Genomic DNA, 17,329 nt, shown 5'->3' on the forward strand with positions numbered 1-17,329 from the left:
TTAGTTTGGGAAAAACATGGGAGCAATTAGAGGAGCTGCAGCCCACTGGTTTAAGAATGCTAAAAAACAGCCTTAAAAAACAACGGGTTGCCCATGCATACCTTTTTGAGGGACTTAGAGGAACAGGAAAAAAGGAAGTAGGGCTCTTGCTTACTAAGGCCCTTTTTTGTGAGGGATTAATCGAAGGCTACAAACCTTGTGAAGCCTGCCATAATTGCCGGCGCATCAACAGCGGGAACCATCCAGATGTTCATTTAGTAGAACCGGATGGGGCATCTATTAAGGTAGATCAAATTCGAAACCTGCAGGCGGAATTTGCCAAAAAGGGCGTTGAATCCTTAAGAAAAGTCTACTTGATTGCCCACGCCGATAAAATGAGCAACAGCGCATCCAACAGTCTGCTAAAGTTTTTAGAGGAACCTAATGCGCAAACTGTCGCCTTATTATTAACAGAACAGCCCCAGCGAATACTGCCAACGATTCTTTCAAGATGTCAAATTCTAACCTTCCAGCCGCTTTCACCCAATGTTATGGTTAAACAACTAATGGAGAAAGGCGTTACATCACAGAATGCCTGCATTTTAGCCCAGCTTACGAATAACTTGGAAGAAGCGCTAGAATTAAATGTCGATGAATGGTTTGCACAAGCCCAAAAAATAGTGGTAAAATTATATGAGGTCTTGAAAAAAAGTCCTCTTGAAGCGATGGTCACGCTTCAAGGTGATTGGTTTCAACACTTCAAAGAAAAAGAACAGATTCACCGTGGTCTAGATTTATTACTTCTTATTTTTAAGGATTTACTATATATACAATTAGATAAAGAAGAGCAGATTGTGTTTAAAGAAGAAAGTGAGCGGTTAAAGCAATTTGCTTTAAATACATCAGGGCGGCGTCTTGCGGATCAAATGTCGGCTATTCTTGAAGCGAAAAGAAAGCTCGATGCGAATATGAATCCTCAGTTGATGATGGAGCAGCTTGTGTTAAAAATTCAGGAGGGATCTACCTTTGTATGATGTTGTAGGAGTACGCTTTAAAAAGGCAGGGAAAATCTATTATTTTGATCCTGGAGACCTCCCAATTCAAAAAGATGATTTTGTCATCGTTGAAACTGTCCGCGGGGTTGAATATGGCAAGGCGGTCATTCCTCGTAAACAAGTAGAGGAGCACGATGTTGTTCTTCCATTGAAAAAGGTAGTCAGAATTGCGGATCAAAAGGATCGAATGATTGTTGATGAAAATAAGCAGGCTGCCGAAGAAGCTTATCAATTATGTAATGAGAAAGTGCAGGAGCATCAGCTGGATATGAAGCTAGTTGATGTAGAATATACATTTGATCGAAATAAAATAATTTTTTACTTTACTGCCGATGGAAGAGTGGATTTCCGCGAGCTTGTAAAAGATTTAGCCGCTATTTTTCGGACGAGAATTGAACTCAGACAAATAGGGGTTCGAGATGAGGCAAAGATGCTTGGCGGAATTGGCCCGTGCGGAAGAATGTTATGCTGCTCTACCTTTTTAGGTGACTTTGACCCCGTGTCGATTAAAATGGCCAAGGATCAAAATTTATCGTTAAATCCTACGAAAATCTCCGGTTTATGCGGCAGGCTGATGTGCTGTTTAAAATATGAAAATGATGAATACGAATCCGCTAAAGAAGCATTACCGGATATTGGAGAGCTTATCGAAACACCGAATGGTGCAGGGAAAGTAGTAGGTTTAAATATTTTAGAACGGGTGCTTCAAGTTGAATTAGTAGAACAAGAGCGGGTTCTTGAGTATACGTTAGATGAAATTATTAAAGAAGGTGCCTTTTCTATACAATCCACAGATTAATGAGGTGGAAGACGTGGATAAGAAGGAAATATTCGAATCGGTTAGTAATATGGAAATACAAATTGGCCATCTATATCAGCAGCTGGGGGAACTAAAACAGCATTTAGCTGAAATTCTAGAAGAGAATCATTATTTAAAGCTGGAAAATGAACATTTAAGACGCCGTTTAGATGTGATCACGGAAGAAGAAGGGGAACCAGCAGAAACGCTAAAAAATGGTGAGGAGTCTCCTCGTGAAGGCGGACCGCAAGCTGTATCCGCCGCCCCTAAACCGTATGATGTAGGGGAGGGCTATGATAATTTGGCCAGGCTTTATCATGAGGGGTTTCATATTTGCAACCTTCACTTTGGAAGCCTTCGCAAGGACGGAGACTGCCTATTTTGTCTTTCCTTTCTCAATAAGAAATAAAGTGAAAAGAGGCTGGGGTGAAACAGCCTCTATTTTTATATTAAAAAAGGATGGTTGAAGTGGTCGAATTAAAGGAAGATGAGCGCTTAGACTATTTGTTAGCAGAAAACTTACGAATCATCCAAAGCCCGTCTGTGTTTGCCTTTTCATTGGACGCTGTCCTGCTGGCAAGGTTTGTTTATGTCCCAATTCAGAAGGGGAATTTACTCGATCTCTGCAGCGGGAATGGGGTCATTCCATTATTTTTAAGCGCAAGGACGAAGGGGAATATCACAGGTGTAGAAATACAAGAACGGCTTTATGATATGGCTGTTCGCAGTATTCAATACAATGGACTCGAGGACAGACTGCACATGGTCCATGGTGATTTAAAGGAGATGCCGAAGCAGTTAGGATATGGCAAATATGATGTAGTGACATGTAATCCGCCTTATTTCACAACCCCGCCTAAGAGTGAAATCAATTTTAATGAGCACCTGGCAATCGCCCGTCATGAAATCCTCTGTACACTGGAGGATGCTATTAAGTCCGCAAGTGATTTAGTAAGACAGGGCGGGAAAGTGGCATTTGTTCACCGCCCTGGCCGCCTAATCGATATCATAACTTTAATGCGCCAATACAGACTTGAGCCAAAGCGAATCCGCTTTGTTTATCCAAAGGCCGGTAAGGATGCCAACACATTATTAATTGAAGCGATTAAAGATGGCAGTCCAGATTTGAAAATTGAACAGCCTCTGATTGTCTATAATGAAAAGGATGAATACACCAAGGAAGTTAGAGAGATTTTATATGGAGAATCATGAGCATTATTTTTATGTCCTAACCTGTGCGGATGGCAGTTTATATGGCGGTTATACAAATAATCTGGAACGCAGAATCAAGCTTCATAACGAAGGAAGAGGAGCAAAGTATACACGCGGCAGAGGTCCTGTAACACTAACCTTTTCAAAAAGCTTCGAAAGTAAAAGTGAAGCAATGAGGGCGGAATATCAATTTAAGCAATTGTCACGAAAGCAAAAGCTGGATTTTATTGTAAGAGAGACAGGTGAAGATGATGTGGCAGCAAAAGAGCTTTGAAAATGAGGAGCAAAAAGGGATCCTTTACCTTGTTCCCACTCCGATTGGAAATTTAGAAGATATGAGCTACCGGGCGATTAGAATTTTAAAAGAGGCGGATTTGATCGCGGCAGAGGATACAAGAAATACGAAGAAGCTGCTGCATTACTTTGAAATAGAGACGCAGGTTGTCAGTTATCACGAGCACAATAAAGAAACAAGCGGCGATAAATTAATTCATAAGCTTAAGGAAGGGTTAAAGGTAGCCCTGGTCAGTGATGCTGGAATGCCAGCTATATCAGACCCTGGATATGAACTAGTCAGCGGGGCAATTAAAGAAAAAATTGCTGTCGTACCGCTTCCAGGCGCCAATGCAGCACTCACATCATTAATTGCCTCAGGACTATCATGCCAGCCGTTTTATTTCTATGGCTTTCTTCATCGTCATAAACGTGAGAAGCTGGAACAATTAGAGGGATTAAAGCAGCAGCAGGCAACGCTTATTTTTTATGAATCACCACATCGGCTGAAGGAGACCCTTACCCTTATGGAACAGGTTTTTGGCAATAGAGAAATAGCTTTATGCCGAGAGCTAACGAAAAGGTTTGAGGAATTTATTAGAGGAAGTCTTCAGGAAATCATCCAATGGGCAAATGAGGATGAGATCCGCGGAGAATTTTGTATCATCGTTGAAGGATCTAAAGAGCAGGCGCCGAGTACAGAGAGCTGGTGGGATGAGCTGTCAATTGAAGAACATGTGAACCATTATATATCTTTCAAACAGCAAACGTCCAAGGAAGCCATTAAGCTGACTGCCAAGGACAGGGGATTGCCCAAACGGGAAGTCTATCAGGCATACCATATTAATGAATGAAAAAGGCTCCAGAACCATACTTGGTCTGGAGCTTTTCCTTAAGAACTTATTTTGCTAATTCGAATTGGTTTTGGATTTCCTTGATTAATAGTTCTGCACCTTCACGGCTTAGGATTAATTTTCCACCGGCAAGTGTTAAATTATCATCAGAAACTTCACCAGTGACTTGGCAAGTCATGTTTGGCTTGTATTTTTTCAAGATAATGCGATCGTCATCAACGTAGATTTCAAGAGCATCTTTTTCTGCAATGCCAAGAGTACGTCTTAATTCGATTGGAATAACCACGCGACCTAATTCATCAACTTTACGAACAATACCTGTAGATTTCATTTAAGTAATCTCCCCTCAATTTTCGCTTTTTTTTATCTTTATTAATTCGCCATTATTCGACAAATTTCTTATGAATTCATAATACCAGCGTTTCCCATATTCGTCAATAATTTTATTTTGAAAAATAAGGGAAAAAATTTTCCAATTATAATCGTTGATTTATCAAGGATTCTCTGAATGAAAATTCATTTCAAGGATATTTATATTATTTTGATAATTCATTTTGGATATGATATTCACGATAATAATTCGACAAAATTCAACAAAAACAGCATTATGTTCAACTATACTCTTCGGTTATGGTAAAATTTTTATGGGTGTTAAAGGAAAAATCTTTTAATATTAGGAAAAGGGGCGGAGTGCCCTTAAAAGAAGCGGTTTCTTGCACAAAAGTCTTTTTTTCGGTATATTTTGATGATAAGAAAGAGAAAAATCAGGCAATACTTGTTAGATGGGCTTAAAATTTTAGGGAGGCATTTAATGATGGAGGAAAAGTTAAAAACCTTTTATTTAACCACACCGATTTATTATCCGAGCGGAAATTTACATATAGGACATGCATACACGACAGTTGCCGGTGATGCCATGGCCCGTTATAAGCGGATGCGGGGCTATGATGTCATGTATTTAACAGGTACAGATGAGCACGGACAGAAAATTCAGCGCAAGGCTGAAGAGGCGGGAATTACACCGCAGCAATATGTGGATGGGATTGTCAGCGGAATTAAAGAGCTTTGGCAAAAGCTTGATATTTCCTACGATGATTTTATCAGAACAACAGAGAACCGGCATAAGCAGGTTGTCGAAAAGATTTTTGCGAGACTCTTAGAGCAGGGAGATATTTATCTTGATCAATATGAAGGCTGGTATTGTACGCCTTGTGAGTCATTTTATACCGACCGCCAGCTTGTAGACGGCAATTGTCCTGACTGCGGCCGTCCAGTTGAAAAGGTAAGAGAAGAGTCATATTTTTTCAAAATGAGTAAATACGTCGACAAACTGTTGGCATATTACGAGGAAAATCCAGAATTCATTCAGCCGGAATCCCGAAAGAATGAAATGATTAATAATTTTATCAAACCAGGGCTTGAAGATCTTGCCGTTTCCAGAACGACATTTGATTGGGGAATAAAGGTGCCTGGTGATCCAAAACATGTTATTTATGTATGGATTGACGCACTTTCCAATTATATTACTGCACTTGGTTATGGAACAGAGGATGATTCCAAATATTTACGATATTGGCCAGCCGATGTTCATTTGGTTGGAAAGGAAATTGTCCGGTTCCACACGATTTACTGGCCGATCATGCTCATGGCGCTGGATCTTCCGCTGCCTAAGAAGGTTTTTGCCCATGGCTGGCTTTTAATGAAGGATGGTAAAATGTCAAAGTCCAAAGGAAATGTCGTCGATCCTGTGACATTAATTGACCGATATGGACTTGATGCTCTTCGTTATTATTTGTTAAGGGAAGTTCCATTTGGGGCAGACGGCGTGTTTACCCCTGAAGGCTTTGTCGAAAGAATTAATTTTGATTTGGCAAACGACCTTGGCAACCTGCTCAATCGAACAGTGGCGATGATTGATAAATATTTTGCCGGGGTGATTCCGGATTACGCCGGCTCTGTCGGCAAATTTGATGAGTCATTATTAAAGATGAATCAAGAAACTCTGGCAAAATATGAGGAAGCAATGGAGAAAATGGAGTTTTCTGTAGCCTTAACATCCATTTGGCAATTGGTCAGCAGAACCAATAAATATATTGATGAAACACAGCCGTGGACCTTGGCAAAGGATGAGGTCAACAAAGGTGAGCTGGCTAGTGTAATGGTTCATTTAGCAGAATCTTTACGAAGAACTGCTGTTCTTTTAAAACCATTCCTGACACAGACGCCTGGCAGAATCTTCAAGCAGCTGGGGATCAGTGATGAATCACTTCAGACATGGGAAAGCCTTGAAACGTTTGGAATGATTCCGAGTGGTACAAAGGTGGCTAAAGATGCTCCATTATTTCCTAGACTGGAAATTGCGGAAGAAGTCGAATTTATTAAGACGAAAATGCAAGGTGGAACAGCGGCAGCCCCGGCTGTTGAAGAAAAGAAAGAAGAAAAGCCGGAAGATCTTGATGAAATCTCAATTGATGATTTTATGAAGATTGATTTGAGAGTGGCAGAGGTAATCGAAGCTGAGCCTGTTAAAAAGGCTGATAAGCTGTTAAAGCTGCAGCTTGATCTGGGCTATGAGAAGCGTCAGGTAGTATCAGGAATTGCCCAATATTATAAACCTGAAGAGTTAGTAGGACGCAAAGTAATTTGCATTACTAACTTAAAACCAGTTAAGCTTCGCGGTGAACTTTCACAGGGAATGATTTTAGCCGGATCTAAAGACGGCCAGTTGTCACTGGCAACTGTTGATCAATCGTTACCGAATGGAGCAAAAGTGAAGTAATAAAGCAACGAAAAGCTGCAGCGCTCGGTAAGGTGCTGCAGCTTTTACATTGTCATGTTTCACGTGGAACATAATTCTTGTTATTTCTGTTTTATTATTCACGATTTGACAGGTTATACAACCAAAAACAGATAAAAAAGGAGCTTTCGTATGTTATTTGATACACATGCTCACTTAAATGATGAGCAGTATAAAGATGATTTACAAGAGGTAATCGAGAGGGCGCAAAAAGAGGGTGTTTCTAACATGGTCGTTGTCGGTTTTGACCGCCCAACAATTGAAAAGGCTATGGAGCTTGCAAAAAACTATGAGTTTATTTATGCCTGTATCGGCTGGCACCCGGTTGATGCCATTGATATGACCCCGGAGGATTTATTGTGGATTGAGGAGCTGTCTGCCCATCCTAAGGTGGTAGCCCTTGGTGAAATGGGGCTGGATTATCATTGGGACAAATCTCCAAAGGATATCCAAAAAGAAGTGTTCCGCAAGCAAATCCGCCTGGCAAAAAAAGTGAAGCTGCCCATTGTCATACATAATCGTGAAGCAACAGGGGATATTGTTGAAATTCTAAAAGAGGAGGGGGCTGAAGAAGTAGGGGGAATTATGCATTGCTTTAGCGGCAGTCCAGAAATCGCGAAGGAATGTATGAATATGAATTTTTACATTTCACTTGGAGGACCGGTTACATTTAAAAATGCCAAAAAGCCAAAGGAAGTAGCCGCTGAGGTTCCATTGGATAAGCTGCTTATTGAAACAGACTGCCCGTATTTAGCCCCTCATCCGTTCAGAGGGAAACGGAATGAACCAGCGTATGTAAAGCTGGTTGCTGAGCAAATTGCCGAAATAAAAGGAGTGTCTGTCGAAGAAATAGCTGAAGCGACAACACGAAATGCAAAAAAATTATTCGCCATAAAATGATAAAGGAATTTGTCGAAAGGGTAAGAAGCTTGTCCTAATTTTTTCTAAAAACAAAAAGTTCTACACGCCTTCTTTTCCACATAGGATAACCATGTCGATAAGTTTAACTTTGCAATATTTCCAATATTGTGCATAATTAGAAATACGTTCACAGGGCATGCAAAGGTAAACAGTCGACCGTCTGATTCTAAATATTTCTCCAGGGAAAAGGAGGCGTTTTTCATCGTATTCAGTAGCATGAAAAGCCTGTTTTCCAAGTCTTTGAGCGGAAAGAATGCGGCCATTGCGTTTACTAGTTTCGTAGTATTATTGACTGCACTAGGGGTTTTCTTTTTTGAGGGATCAAAGAAAACAGTTGCCATCACCTTGAATGGTGAAGAAAAGGTTGTAAAAACACATGCGGGGACAGTAAAAGAATTGCTGGATGAACTGGATGTAGCCGCACACTCAAAAGACTACTTGCACCCAAAGGCTCATAATAAGGTGACAAATAACCTTAAAGTCGTATGGAAGCAAGCAAAGCAGGTAACCATTGTCAAGGACAACGAGGGTAAAACGATTTGGACTACAGCCGGGTCTGTGGCTGAACTCCTAAATGAACAGAAGATTGAATTGAATGAACATGACAAAATCACACCTGGACCACAAGCAGCCATCGAAAGTAAGATGAATATCGGCATACATACAGCCTTTCGTCTTAGCCTTGTTGACGGCGGTAAAAAGCAAAAAGTATGGTCCACTTCGACTACGGTCGCTGACTTTTTAACACAACAGGGAGTTGAGCTATCTGAACTAGACCGAGTTGAACCGTCGTTAACTGATTCTATTAAAGAAAATGGCACGGTTAACGTCATCCGCGTCGAAAAAGTCACCGATGTAGTGGAAGAGCCTGTTGACTTTGCTGTGATTACGAAAAAAGACGACCGCATGCCAAAGGGGAAAGAAAAGGTCATCACCCCTGGTAAGCAGGGACTTGTTTCAAAGCAATACCAAGTTGTTTTAGAAAACGGCAAAGAGGTATCAAGAAAATTAATCAGTGAGCAGACACTGGCAATGAAAAAGGATCAGGTAGTAGCTGTAGGAACAAAAGAAACGGCCCTCCAAGTCTCCCGCGGCAGTGAAACGGGTACGGAGTATTATGTAACGGCCACAGCCTATACGGCGTATTGTAACGGCTGTTCGGGGCGTACTGCCACCGGTTTTAATCTTCGTGCCAATCCAAATGCCAAAATTATTGCGGTCGACCCTAGAGTGATTCCGCTTGGAACAAAGGTGTATGTTGAAGGGTATGGTTATGCAGTCGCAGCCGATACCGGAGGGGCAATAAAAGGAAACAAGATTGATTTATTCATGTCTTCTAAGTCTGATGCATACCGTTGGGGACGCAAGCAAGTAAAAATAAAAATTTTAAAGTAGATAATTATATTCGTGCAGAGGGCCTCTAGTCCTCTGCATTTTGCTTTTTTGCTAATCTTAATTATACTTTATTGTATGTACCGTTTCACTAATATAGACGATGGACATTACAAAAATGTTTCAGTATTTTTTCATTTTTTAAATTTATTTGTTTTTTTGGAGGAATAATGCGGATTCAAGAAATAATTGTTGTGGAAGGCAAGGATGACACAACGGCAATCAAACGAGCGGTTGATGCCGATACCATTGAAACAAATGGTTCAGCTGTGAATCAAATGACAATTGAAAAGGTAAAACGCGCCCAGGAAACAAGAGGGGTGATCATTTTTACCGACCCTGATTTTCCAGGTGAGAAAATCAGAAAAACGATTGCTGGGAAGGTCCCCGGCTGTAAGCATGCTTTTTTACCGAAAGAGGCGGCCATTGCCAAAGGGGGACGGGGTGTTGGGGTAGAACACGCCAGTCCGGAAGCAATAAGAGCAGCTTTAAAAGATGCCCAGCCTATGCGAGAGGAAATTGTCGAGGAAATTACCCAGGATGATTTAATTACGGCCGGCTTGATTGGCGGTCCAGGGGCGAAGGAGCGGCGAATTCATCTAGGCAAACTATTGAAAATTGGCTATACAAATGGGAAACAGCTTCATAAACGACTAATGATGTTTCAAATAAGTAGACAAGAATTTGCCGAAGCATTGGTGGTTGTTCGTCAGGAGGAAGAAAATAATGGATAAAGATATTGCCACCCCCGTAAGGACACGGGCAATCTTAGAAAAATACGGTTTTTCTTTTAAGAAAAGTCTTGGTCAAAACTTCTTAATAGATACAAATATATTAAAGAAAATTGTCAGCTTTGCTGAGCTGACGGACAGGTCAGGTGCGATTGAAATTGGCCCGGGAATTGGTGCCCTTACAGAACAACTGGCACGCTCCAGTAAAAAGGTGACAGCTTTCGAAATTGATCAGCGGCTGTTACCGATTTTAGCGGACACGCTGGCACCTTATGATAATGTAAAGGTTATACATAACGATGTATTGAAGGCCGATGTCAAGCGTGTGATCAAGGAAGAATTTCCGGATATTGAGGATATTATGGTGGTTGCCAATCTGCCTTATTATGTAACAACACCCATCATTATGAAACTGCTGGAAGATCACCTGCCTATCAGGGGGATTGTCTGTATGCTGCAAAAGGAGGTGGCGGATCGGATTTCCGCCAAGCCGGGAACAAAGGATTACGGGTCGCTTTCAATTGCTATACAGTACTATACAGAGGCGGAAACGGTCATGATTGTTCCGAAAACCGTATTTGTGCCTCAGCCTAATGTTGATTCGGCGGTAATCAGGCTGACAAAAAGAGAAAAGCCTGCTGTTAATGTAAAGGATGAACACTTCTTTTTCCAAGTGACAAAGGCAAGTTTTGCCCAAAGGAGAAAAACACTGCTGAATAATTTAACGAGCCAGCTGCCGGACGGAAAGCAAAAAAAGGAAGAGATTATCAAAGCTTTACAGGAAAGCGAGATTGAGCCATCTAGAAGAGGGGAGACGCTTTCATTAGCGGAATTTGCCCTGCTGAGCGATAAATTATATCCGTATTTTCACTAGACCCTTAGCGGAAAAGGGGCGGAGCGGTGCAAGTAGAGTGATTGCTAAAAACTTATCTAGGGTAATCAATAAATTGATAACTTTAGATAACTAAAGGCAAAGCTCTGCTCGCACCGCCTTTTTTTTTCACATGGACATCCAGTCCGTCATAGCCTATGAGAAGAAACCTTATTCAAGGCCTTATTTGCTGGTCTAATTTGGAGTGACGGCAGTGGACATAAAAATAAATGATATTGTCGGCAGACGTTCATACAATTGCGATCTTCTCTTTCGCGTGATTGATATACAGGTGATAAACGGTCAGAAGGTGGCGTTTCTATACGGGGAAGACTTTCGCCTATGTGCAGATGCGCCTTACGACGACTTAATGGCGATTAACTCAAATATGAGACAAAAGCTGTCTAAGGAGTATCGGACCCTTGAAGAACAGTCGTTACAGCTTTTTACGCAGGATGTCACCCTGCTGCGGGAGAGACAGGAATATGAGGCGACAGGCGGGTATGTTAAACCAAGCAGTTATTTTCAAATCCCCGGAAAGGTGCTTCATTTAGACGGTGACCCTGCTTATTTAAAAAAATGCATGACTTTGTATGAAAAAGTGGGCGTCCCTGTATTAGGAATTCATTGTAACGAAAAAGAAATGCCGACAAAAATCAGCAGCTTAATTGATTATTATCGCCCTGACATATTGGTCATTACGGGCCATGATGCGTATTCAAAAGCAAAAGGCAAGATTACCGATATTAATGCCTATCGCCATTCAAAGCATTTTGTACAAACGGTCAAGGAGGCGCGGAAAAAGGTCCCGCATTTAGATCAGTTGGTTATATTCGCCGGTGCCTGTCAATCTCATTTCGAATCACTTATACATGCAGGCGCAAACTTCGCCAGTTCCCCCTCAAGAATTAACATACACGCACTGGACCCGGTTTATATCGTCGCCAAAATAAGCTTTACCCCATTTATGGAGAGGATAAATGTCTGGGACGTCCTGCGCAACACCCTCACAGGCGAAAAAGGATTGGGAGGAATCGAAACAAGAGGAGTCCTAAGAACCGGAATGCCCTACAACCCAGTCCAAGAAGAATAATAAAAGGAGTGAGCAGAATATAGGTTTACAAAAAATGTCTATTTCTGCTCACATTTTTTTATTTTTTCAACCATACATAAACCACGTAATTAAGGCAATCATAAGAAATGTTGAAATTTAGAAATAAAAGTAGAATAAAATATATTGACAAACTTTTTGTCGGACTGATATAATTTATATTTTTGTTTGACAGGATTGTGTCAGTGTGTTATACTTTACATTAGTGAGGTGGACCGAATGACTAAAACCTTAGCGGATATCAAAAAGGCCCTTGACTCAAATCTAGGGAAGAGATTGTTGCTAAAGGCAAACGGAGGACGTCGGAAAACAATCGAACGTTCAGGTGTACTTGCCGAAACCTACCCTTCTGTTTTTGTGATTGAATTAGATCAGGAGGAAAATGCTTTTGAACGAGTTTCCTACAGCTATGCTGATGTGCTGACGGAAACAGTCCAAATTACCTTCTATGAAGATGCAGCAGGACATGCAGCGTTAAGCTAGAATATAAGCAATGGACAGCAGTAAACGGGGCGTTTACTGCTTTTTGCTTTGCTTTTTTTTGAAGGGGATATTTTGGCTCTAATGAATCCCCTAATAATCCCCATACTAAGGATACTGTGGTAAGAAAGGGGTTGTTTAAATGGGCAGAAGAAGAGGCATTATGTCCAATCAGTTCAAGGAAGAATTGGCGAAAGATCTTGGCTTCTACGATGTTGTTCAAAAGGAAGGCTGGGGCGGTATTCGCGCCAGAGATGCAGGGAATATGGTAAAACGTGCAATAGAACTTGCAGAGCAGCAGATAGCGGGTCGGGGACCTCAATAATCTTAGTCCTAATTGAAGGCATTTAACGCTTTTCAATAAACAAACAAATTACCACAGCTTTTGCCGGGAGTCTTCTCCCGGCTTTCTTGGTTTGATCAAAAGTTTCCTAGAAGGCTTTTTTTGAGAAAAAACGGATGGTAAAATAATTATTTTAACAGATATGAATAAACATACGTCTTACTTTGTACATTTTGTGGTAAAATAGGACAAAAAATGAAGCGGAAACAGAAAAAGCACCACTGTCGGTTTAGCGTCGGCATTGCCTCTCTTAGGTGCTTAAGCTGGAACATTATTAAAGTAGGTGGACAAGCGTGAAGCTTTTAGTCAAAGCACCAGCTAAAATAAATTTAGCATTGGATGTATTACATAAACGACCTGATGGTTATCATGAGGTTGAAATGATTATGACCACAATCGATTTAGCCGATCGAGTGGAGCTGTCATTGTTAGAAGAGGATAAAATACATATACTTTCCCACAATCGTTACGTTCCGGATGATCAGCGCAATTTGGCCTTTCAAGCAGCCCAGCTGTTAAAGGATCGGTTTCAAGTGAAAAAGGGTGTCGTCATCACCATTGAAAAGACAATTCCGGTAGCTGCGGGGCTTGCAGGCGGCAGCAGTGACGCGGCAGCAACATTGAGAGGCCTCAATAAGCTATGGAATCTTGGACTCACACTGGATGAATTAGCTGAGCTTGGCAGTGAAATCGGTTCGGACGTATCCTTTTGTGTATATGGCGGGACAGCCTTGGCAAAAGGAAGAGGCGAATTTATAACCGAACTGCCGGCGCCCCCGACTTGCTGGGTGATTCTTGCTAAGCCGTTTATCGGTGTTTCAACAGCAGAAGTCTACCGCCGTTTAAATATAAGCGGGACGAAGCATCCGGATATCAGTGCCATGATTGATGCCATCCAGGATCATGATTACCAAAAGGTATGCCAAAATGTTGGCAATGTGTTAGAGGATGTCACATTAAACCTCCATCCCGAAGTAGCGCAAATAAAGGATCAGATGAAACGATTTGGTGCCGATGCTGTTCTGATGAGCGGAAGCGGACCGACAGTTTTCGGTTTGGTTCAGCATGATTCCAGGATGCACCGAATTTATAACGGATTAAGAGGGTTTTGCGATCAGGTTTTCGCTGTAAGAATGCTGGGAGAAAGACATACACTTGATTAAAGACGCACAATAATAGTATTCTTTATATAGAATATACGGTTTTGATGGGGGATTGTTATGAAATTTCGCCGCAGTGAACGTTTGATTGATATGACAAATTATTTATTAGATCATCCGCGTCAGTTAGTGCCGCTTACTTTTTTTGCCGAGCGCTATTCATCTGCCAAGTCATCTATCAGCGAGGATTTGGCCATTGTGAAGGAGACCTTTGAGCAAAGAGGAATCGGTACACTGCAAACCGTTCCTGGCGCTGCTGGCGGGGTTAAGTTTTTTGTAAAGGTTAGTATGGATGAAGCCAAGCCATTTGTGGAAGATTTATGTGATCTGATTGCCGATCCCGAAAGGCTGCTGCCTGGCGGGTATCTATATATGACGGATATATTAGGCGACCCTCGAATTGTGCAAAATGCAGGACGGATTATTGCCTCTGCCTATGCTGACACCAAGATTGACGTTGTCATGACAATTGCCACCAAAGGAATACCGCTCGCTTATGCTGTTGCAAGCCAGTTAAATGTCCCGGTTGTCATGGTTAGAAGAGACAGCAAAGTAACGGAGGGTCCGACGGTAAGTATAAATTATGTGTCGGGTTCAGCGAAGCGGATTCAAACGATGGTTCTATCAAAGCGCAGCATTAAGCAGGATGCCAACGTCTTAATTGTTGATGACTTTATGAAGGCCGGGGGTACAGTCATAGGAATGATCAGCATGCTGGAGGAGTTTAATGCCCATTTAGCCGGTATTGCCGTTTTGGTTGAAGCAGAAAAGACGGAGGATCGGCTAGTTGATGATTATTTATCGCTCGTCAAATTATCGGATGTCGATGTAAAAGATAAAAAGATTAATGTCCATGAAGGAAACTATTTTATAAAATAGAGTGGGGGAAGCAAAATGAATTATGTTCAAACAAATCAAGCACCAGCTGCCATTGGTCCATATTCACAAGGAATTATTGCTGGAAATATGTTTTACAGTTCAGGCCAAATTCCGCTGACTAAAGAAGGCACTCTTGCCTCAGGCGGGATTAAAGAACAGACACACCAAGTATTTCAAAATTTAAAGGCGGTACTTGAAGCTGCCGGCGCATCACTGGAAACAGTGGTAAAGGCTACTGTGTTTATTAAAAACATGGATGAATTCGCAGACCTTAATGAAGTGTATGGTGAGTACTTCTCAGCGCACAAACCTGCACGTTCCTGTGTGGAAGTTGCACGGCTGCCAAAAGATGTGCTAGTTGAGATTGAAGTTATTGCCTTAATCAAATAAAAGAACGAAAATATAGCCCTTTTCCGATGGTTTTTTCCTCTTTTTGTTAAAAACAAGCCATTTTTTACAAATCTTCACTATTTCGGCTTTATTTTTCAAAAAAATTTAAAAATAAAGAAGGAATCCTCCGGGTTTTGTTGAATTAATAAACAAGCTTGTTATCATTAGGAAAAGGGTGTGAACACATGGAAGTAACTGACGTTAGATTACGCCGCGTGAATACGGATGGCCGTATGCGGGCAATTGCTTCAATCACTTTAGATAATGAATTCGTTGTCCATGATATCCGTGTAATTGATGGCAATAATGGTTTATTTGTTGCAATGCCAAGTAAGCGTACTCCTGATGGAGAGTTCCGCGATATCGCGCATCCAATTAATTCAGGAACACGCGGAAAAATTCAAGAAGCTGTGTTGGCTGAGTACCACCGTTTAGGTGAATTAGAAGTAGAATTTGAAGAAGCCGGAGCTTCCTGAGGATGAAAACAACTAGGGCCTTTCTTCTCCGAAGGCTCTTTTTATTGTGGAAAAATACATCTAAAGTTCAAGGCTCGAAAAAAACCCCATTTTTTGTCTCCAATAATTAATTGACAAAATTGCCCTTCAGCAGTTCATTCCTTGAAATGAGGTCCCATTTACGATAATATTTTATAATGGATAAAATGGATTAAAAGGATAATTGGAGGACTGTCCATGTCTAATCGTTATGCTGTGATTTTAGCCGCCGGACAAGGAACGCGGATGAAATCAAAGCTTTATAAAGTTCTACACCCTGTTTGCGGCAAGCCGATGGTTCAACATGTAGTGGACCAGGTCAGAGAGCTTAATATAGAGGAAATAGTCACAATCATTGGCCACGGTGCAGAAAAAGTAAAGGCACAATTAGGCGAAGGTTCGCACTATGCCTTACAGGGGGAGCAGCTAGGAACTGCTCATGCCGTCATGCAGGCAGAAAGCAGCTTAGCTGGTAAAGCGGGAGTGACCATTGTCGTCTGCGGTGACACTCCATTAATCAAGTCAGAAACAATGGAAGCGCTCTTTAAGCAACATGAGGAAACAGGTGCGAAAGCAACCATCCTCACTGCTAGAATCACAGACCCGACCGGTTACGGTCGTATTGTTCGAAATGAGAATGACCATGTTGAAAAAATTGTCGAGCATAAAGATGCTTCAGACAGTGAACGGGAAATTAATGAAATTAATACCGGAACCTATTGCTTTGACAATATCGCTTTATTTGAAGCATTAAAAAATGTTTCAAATGACAATGTTCAAGGGGAATACTATTTACCGGATGTTATCGAGATTTTGAAAAAACAAGGCGAAATCGTTTCTGCCTTCCAGACTGATGATTTGGAAGAAACTTTAGGGGTGAATGATCGTGTTGCTTTGGCGGAGGCCGAGCGGATTATGCGTTCACGAATTAACAAAGGCCATATGCGAAACGGCGTCACTATCATAGACCCAGGGAGCACCTATATTGAATCAGAGGTGACAATTGGCCAGGATACGGTGATTTATCCTGGAACCATTCTAAAAGGAAACACAACGATTGGTGCAGACTGCCAGATTGGCCCTCATTCCGAAATAGATTCCTGCAAGGTTGGCGACGGCACAGTCATCCGGCAATCAGCTGCATTTAAAAGCTCAATTGGCTGCCGGGTTAGTATTGGACCATTTGCTCATATTCGCCCTGAATCAGATATTCATGATGATGTTAAGGTTGGCAACTTTGTTGAAATTAAGAAGGCTGTTTTCGGAAATGGCAGCAAAGCCTCACACCTAAGCTATATTGGTGACGCCGAAGTTGGAAGCGGCGTAAATATTGGCTGCGGTTCTATTACGGTTAATTACGATGGGAAAAATAAATTCTTAACTAAGATTGAAGATGATGTGTTTATTGGCTGTAATTCGAATTTAGTAGCGCCTGTGACAATCGGCAAAGGTGCCTATGTTGCTGCAGGCTCAACGATTACCAAAGATGTTCCGGGAAAGGCGTTATCGATTGCCCGAGCGCATCAAGTGAATAAAGAAAATTATGTGGACAAATTAAATCTTAAGAAATAGACCATTATGGAGGGCC

At 41.5% G+C, this 17,329-nt stretch carries 20 protein-coding genes; 19 read left to right on the forward strand and 1 reads right to left on the reverse strand.

The features are described 5' to 3' along the window. Nucleotides 1-5: 5 nt before the first annotated feature. The 6 genes from holB to rsmI are packed head-to-tail and all read left to right on the forward strand — an operon-like array spanning nt 6 to nt 4,172. On the forward strand, nt 6-1,013 hold the full coding sequence (gene holB, locus A6749_RS12615) for a DNA polymerase III subunit delta' (protein ID WP_066389941.1): 1,008 nt from the start codon (nt 6-8) through the stop codon (nt 1,011-1,013). Next, nucleotides 1,006-1,833: a PSP1 domain-containing protein gene (locus A6749_RS12620; RefSeq protein ID WP_066389942.1), complete on the forward strand. Its 828-nt coding sequence runs from the start codon at nt 1,006-1,008 to the stop codon at nt 1,831-1,833. Before holB ends, A6749_RS12620 begins: the two co-directional genes overlap by 8 nt. A gap of 13 nt (nt 1,834-1,846) precedes the next feature. Then, nucleotides 1,847-2,242: a DNA replication initiation control protein YabA gene (yabA, locus tag A6749_RS12625; RefSeq protein ID WP_066389943.1), complete on the forward strand. Its 396-nt coding sequence runs from the start codon at nt 1,847-1,849 to the stop codon at nt 2,240-2,242. A gap of 59 nt (nt 2,243-2,301) precedes the next feature. Next, complete coding sequence (locus tag A6749_RS12630) at nt 2,302-3,045, forward strand: tRNA1(Val) (adenine(37)-N6)-methyltransferase (protein ID WP_127484348.1); 744 nt, start codon at nt 2,302-2,304, stop codon at nt 3,043-3,045. Beyond that, nucleotides 3,032-3,319 carry a GIY-YIG nuclease family protein gene (locus tag A6749_RS12635; protein WP_066389945.1) on the forward strand — a complete coding sequence of 96 codons (288 nt, stop codon included), beginning with the start codon at nt 3,032-3,034 and terminating at the stop codon, nt 3,317-3,319. Before A6749_RS12630 ends, A6749_RS12635 begins: the two co-directional genes overlap by 14 nt. After that, nucleotides 3,297-4,172 carry a 16S rRNA (cytidine(1402)-2'-O)-methyltransferase gene (rsmI, locus tag A6749_RS12640; RefSeq protein ID WP_066389946.1) on the forward strand — a complete coding sequence of 292 codons (876 nt, stop codon included), beginning with the start codon at nt 3,297-3,299 and terminating at the stop codon, nt 4,170-4,172. Before A6749_RS12635 ends, rsmI begins: the two co-directional genes overlap by 23 nt. Before the next feature lie 46 nt (nt 4,173-4,218). Here the strand turns inward: rsmI and A6749_RS12645 are convergent, their stop codons facing one another. Then, nucleotides 4,219-4,503, reverse strand: a complete 285-nt coding sequence (locus tag A6749_RS12645) for an AbrB/MazE/SpoVT family DNA-binding domain-containing protein (RefSeq protein ID WP_066389947.1) — start codon at nt 4,501-4,503, stop codon at nt 4,219-4,221. A 483-nt stretch (nt 4,504-4,986) separates the two neighbouring features. Between A6749_RS12645 and metG the strand changes: the two genes are divergently transcribed. The 13 genes from metG to glmU all read left to right on the forward strand — a co-directional run bounded on the left by metG (nt 4,987) and on the right by glmU (nt 17,313). After that, nucleotides 4,987-6,951 (forward strand): methionine--tRNA ligase, encoded by a 1,965-nt coding sequence (gene metG / locus A6749_RS12650; RefSeq protein ID WP_066400951.1) that lies wholly within the window; start codon nt 4,987-4,989, stop codon nt 6,949-6,951. 150 nt (nt 6,952-7,101) lie between these two features. Next, nucleotides 7,102-7,869 (forward strand): TatD family hydrolase, encoded by a 768-nt coding sequence (locus tag A6749_RS12655; RefSeq protein ID WP_066389948.1) that lies wholly within the window; start codon nt 7,102-7,104, stop codon nt 7,867-7,869. Nucleotides 7,870-8,106: 237 nt separating this feature from the next. After that, the gene (locus A6749_RS12660; protein ID WP_066389949.1) at nt 8,107-9,285 is read left to right on the forward strand and encodes a G5 and 3D domain-containing protein; all 1,179 of its coding nucleotides are present in this window, start codon (nt 8,107-8,109) and stop codon (nt 9,283-9,285) included. A gap of 167 nt (nt 9,286-9,452) precedes the next feature. Beyond that, complete coding sequence (rnmV, locus tag A6749_RS12665; RefSeq protein WP_066389950.1) at nt 9,453-10,016, forward strand: ribonuclease M5; 564 nt, start codon at nt 9,453-9,455, stop codon at nt 10,014-10,016. Continuing rightward, nucleotides 10,009-10,887: a 16S rRNA (adenine(1518)-N(6)/adenine(1519)-N(6))-dimethyltransferase RsmA gene (rsmA, locus tag A6749_RS12670; RefSeq protein ID WP_066389951.1), complete on the forward strand. Its 879-nt coding sequence runs from the start codon at nt 10,009-10,011 to the stop codon at nt 10,885-10,887. The genes rnmV and rsmA overlap by 8 nt, the downstream gene beginning before the upstream one ends. Nucleotides 10,888-11,098: 211 nt before the next feature. Continuing rightward, on the forward strand, nt 11,099-11,977 hold the full coding sequence (gene yabG, locus A6749_RS12675) for a sporulation peptidase YabG (protein WP_066389952.1): 879 nt from the start codon (nt 11,099-11,101) through the stop codon (nt 11,975-11,977). 237 nt (nt 11,978-12,214) lie between these two features. Then, a complete protein-coding gene (gene veg, locus A6749_RS12680; protein WP_066389953.1) occupies nt 12,215-12,478 on the forward strand; it encodes a biofilm formation stimulator Veg in 264 nt (87 codons plus the stop codon). A 139-nt stretch (nt 12,479-12,617) separates the two neighbouring features. Continuing rightward, complete coding sequence (locus A6749_RS12685; RefSeq protein ID WP_066389954.1) at nt 12,618-12,800, forward strand: small, acid-soluble spore protein, alpha/beta type; 183 nt, start codon at nt 12,618-12,620, stop codon at nt 12,798-12,800. A gap of 311 nt (nt 12,801-13,111) precedes the next feature. Beyond that, nucleotides 13,112-13,981 carry a 4-(cytidine 5'-diphospho)-2-C-methyl-D-erythritol kinase gene (gene ispE, locus A6749_RS12690; protein WP_066389955.1) on the forward strand — a complete coding sequence of 290 codons (870 nt, stop codon included), beginning with the start codon at nt 13,112-13,114 and terminating at the stop codon, nt 13,979-13,981. A 57-nt stretch (nt 13,982-14,038) separates the two neighbouring features. Next, the gene (purR, locus tag A6749_RS12695) at nt 14,039-14,857 is read left to right on the forward strand and encodes a pur operon repressor (protein WP_066389956.1); all 819 of its coding nucleotides are present in this window, start codon (nt 14,039-14,041) and stop codon (nt 14,855-14,857) included. Between the two features lie 15 nt (nt 14,858-14,872). Further along, nucleotides 14,873-15,247, forward strand: a complete 375-nt coding sequence (locus A6749_RS12700; RefSeq protein ID WP_066389957.1) for a RidA family protein — start codon at nt 14,873-14,875, stop codon at nt 15,245-15,247. Nucleotides 15,248-15,432: 185 nt separating this feature from the next. Next, complete coding sequence (spoVG, locus tag A6749_RS12705; protein WP_003347151.1) at nt 15,433-15,723, forward strand: septation regulator SpoVG; 291 nt, start codon at nt 15,433-15,435, stop codon at nt 15,721-15,723. 216 nt (nt 15,724-15,939) lie between these two features. Beyond that, on the forward strand, nt 15,940-17,313 hold the full coding sequence (gene glmU / locus A6749_RS12710) for a bifunctional UDP-N-acetylglucosamine diphosphorylase/glucosamine-1-phosphate N-acetyltransferase GlmU (RefSeq protein WP_066389960.1): 1,374 nt from the start codon (nt 15,940-15,942) through the stop codon (nt 17,311-17,313). The last annotated feature ends 16 nt before the right edge of the window (nt 17,314-17,329 follow it).

This window comes from Neobacillus mesonae (assembly GCF_001636315.1).
In the GTDB taxonomy this organism is placed as follows: Bacteria; Bacillota; Bacilli; order Bacillales; family Cytobacillaceae; genus Neobacillus; species Neobacillus mesonae.

Bases quoted from the DNA above. Each gene is read 5' to 3' on its own strand.
- rsmI (WP_066389946.1), top strand. From the start codon at position 3,297: ATGTGGCAGCAAAAGAGCTTTGAAAATGAGGAGCAAAAAGGGATCCTT.
- purR (WP_066389956.1), top strand. From the start codon at position 14,039: ATGAAATTTCGCCGCAGTGAACGTTTGATTGATATGACAAATTATTTA.
- rnmV (WP_066389950.1), top strand. From the start codon at position 9,453: ATGCGGATTCAAGAAATAATTGTTGTGGAAGGCAAGGATGACACAACG.
- A6749_RS12635 (WP_066389945.1), top strand. From the start codon at position 3,032: ATGGAGAATCATGAGCATTATTTTTATGTCCTAACCTGTGCGGATGGC.
- A6749_RS12660 (WP_066389949.1), top strand. From the start codon at position 8,107: ATGAAAAGCCTGTTTTCCAAGTCTTTGAGCGGAAAGAATGCGGCCATT.
- glmU (WP_066389960.1), top strand. From the start codon at position 15,940: ATGTCTAATCGTTATGCTGTGATTTTAGCCGCCGGACAAGGAACGCGG.
- spoVG (WP_003347151.1), top strand. From the start codon at position 15,433: ATGGAAGTAACTGACGTTAGATTACGCCGCGTGAATACGGATGGCCGT.
- veg (WP_066389953.1), top strand. From the start codon at position 12,215: ATGACTAAAACCTTAGCGGATATCAAAAAGGCCCTTGACTCAAATCTA.
- A6749_RS12685 (WP_066389954.1), top strand. From the start codon at position 12,618: ATGGGCAGAAGAAGAGGCATTATGTCCAATCAGTTCAAGGAAGAATTG.
- metG (WP_066400951.1), top strand. From the start codon at position 4,987: ATGGAGGAAAAGTTAAAAACCTTTTATTTAACCACACCGATTTATTAT.
- A6749_RS12645 (WP_066389947.1), bottom strand. From the start codon at position 4,503: ATGAAATCTACAGGTATTGTTCGTAAAGTTGATGAATTAGGTCGCGTG.
- rsmA (WP_066389951.1), top strand. From the start codon at position 10,009: ATGGATAAAGATATTGCCACCCCCGTAAGGACACGGGCAATCTTAGAA.
- A6749_RS12700 (WP_066389957.1), top strand. From the start codon at position 14,873: ATGAATTATGTTCAAACAAATCAAGCACCAGCTGCCATTGGTCCATAT.
- A6749_RS12655 (WP_066389948.1), top strand. From the start codon at position 7,102: ATGTTATTTGATACACATGCTCACTTAAATGATGAGCAGTATAAAGAT.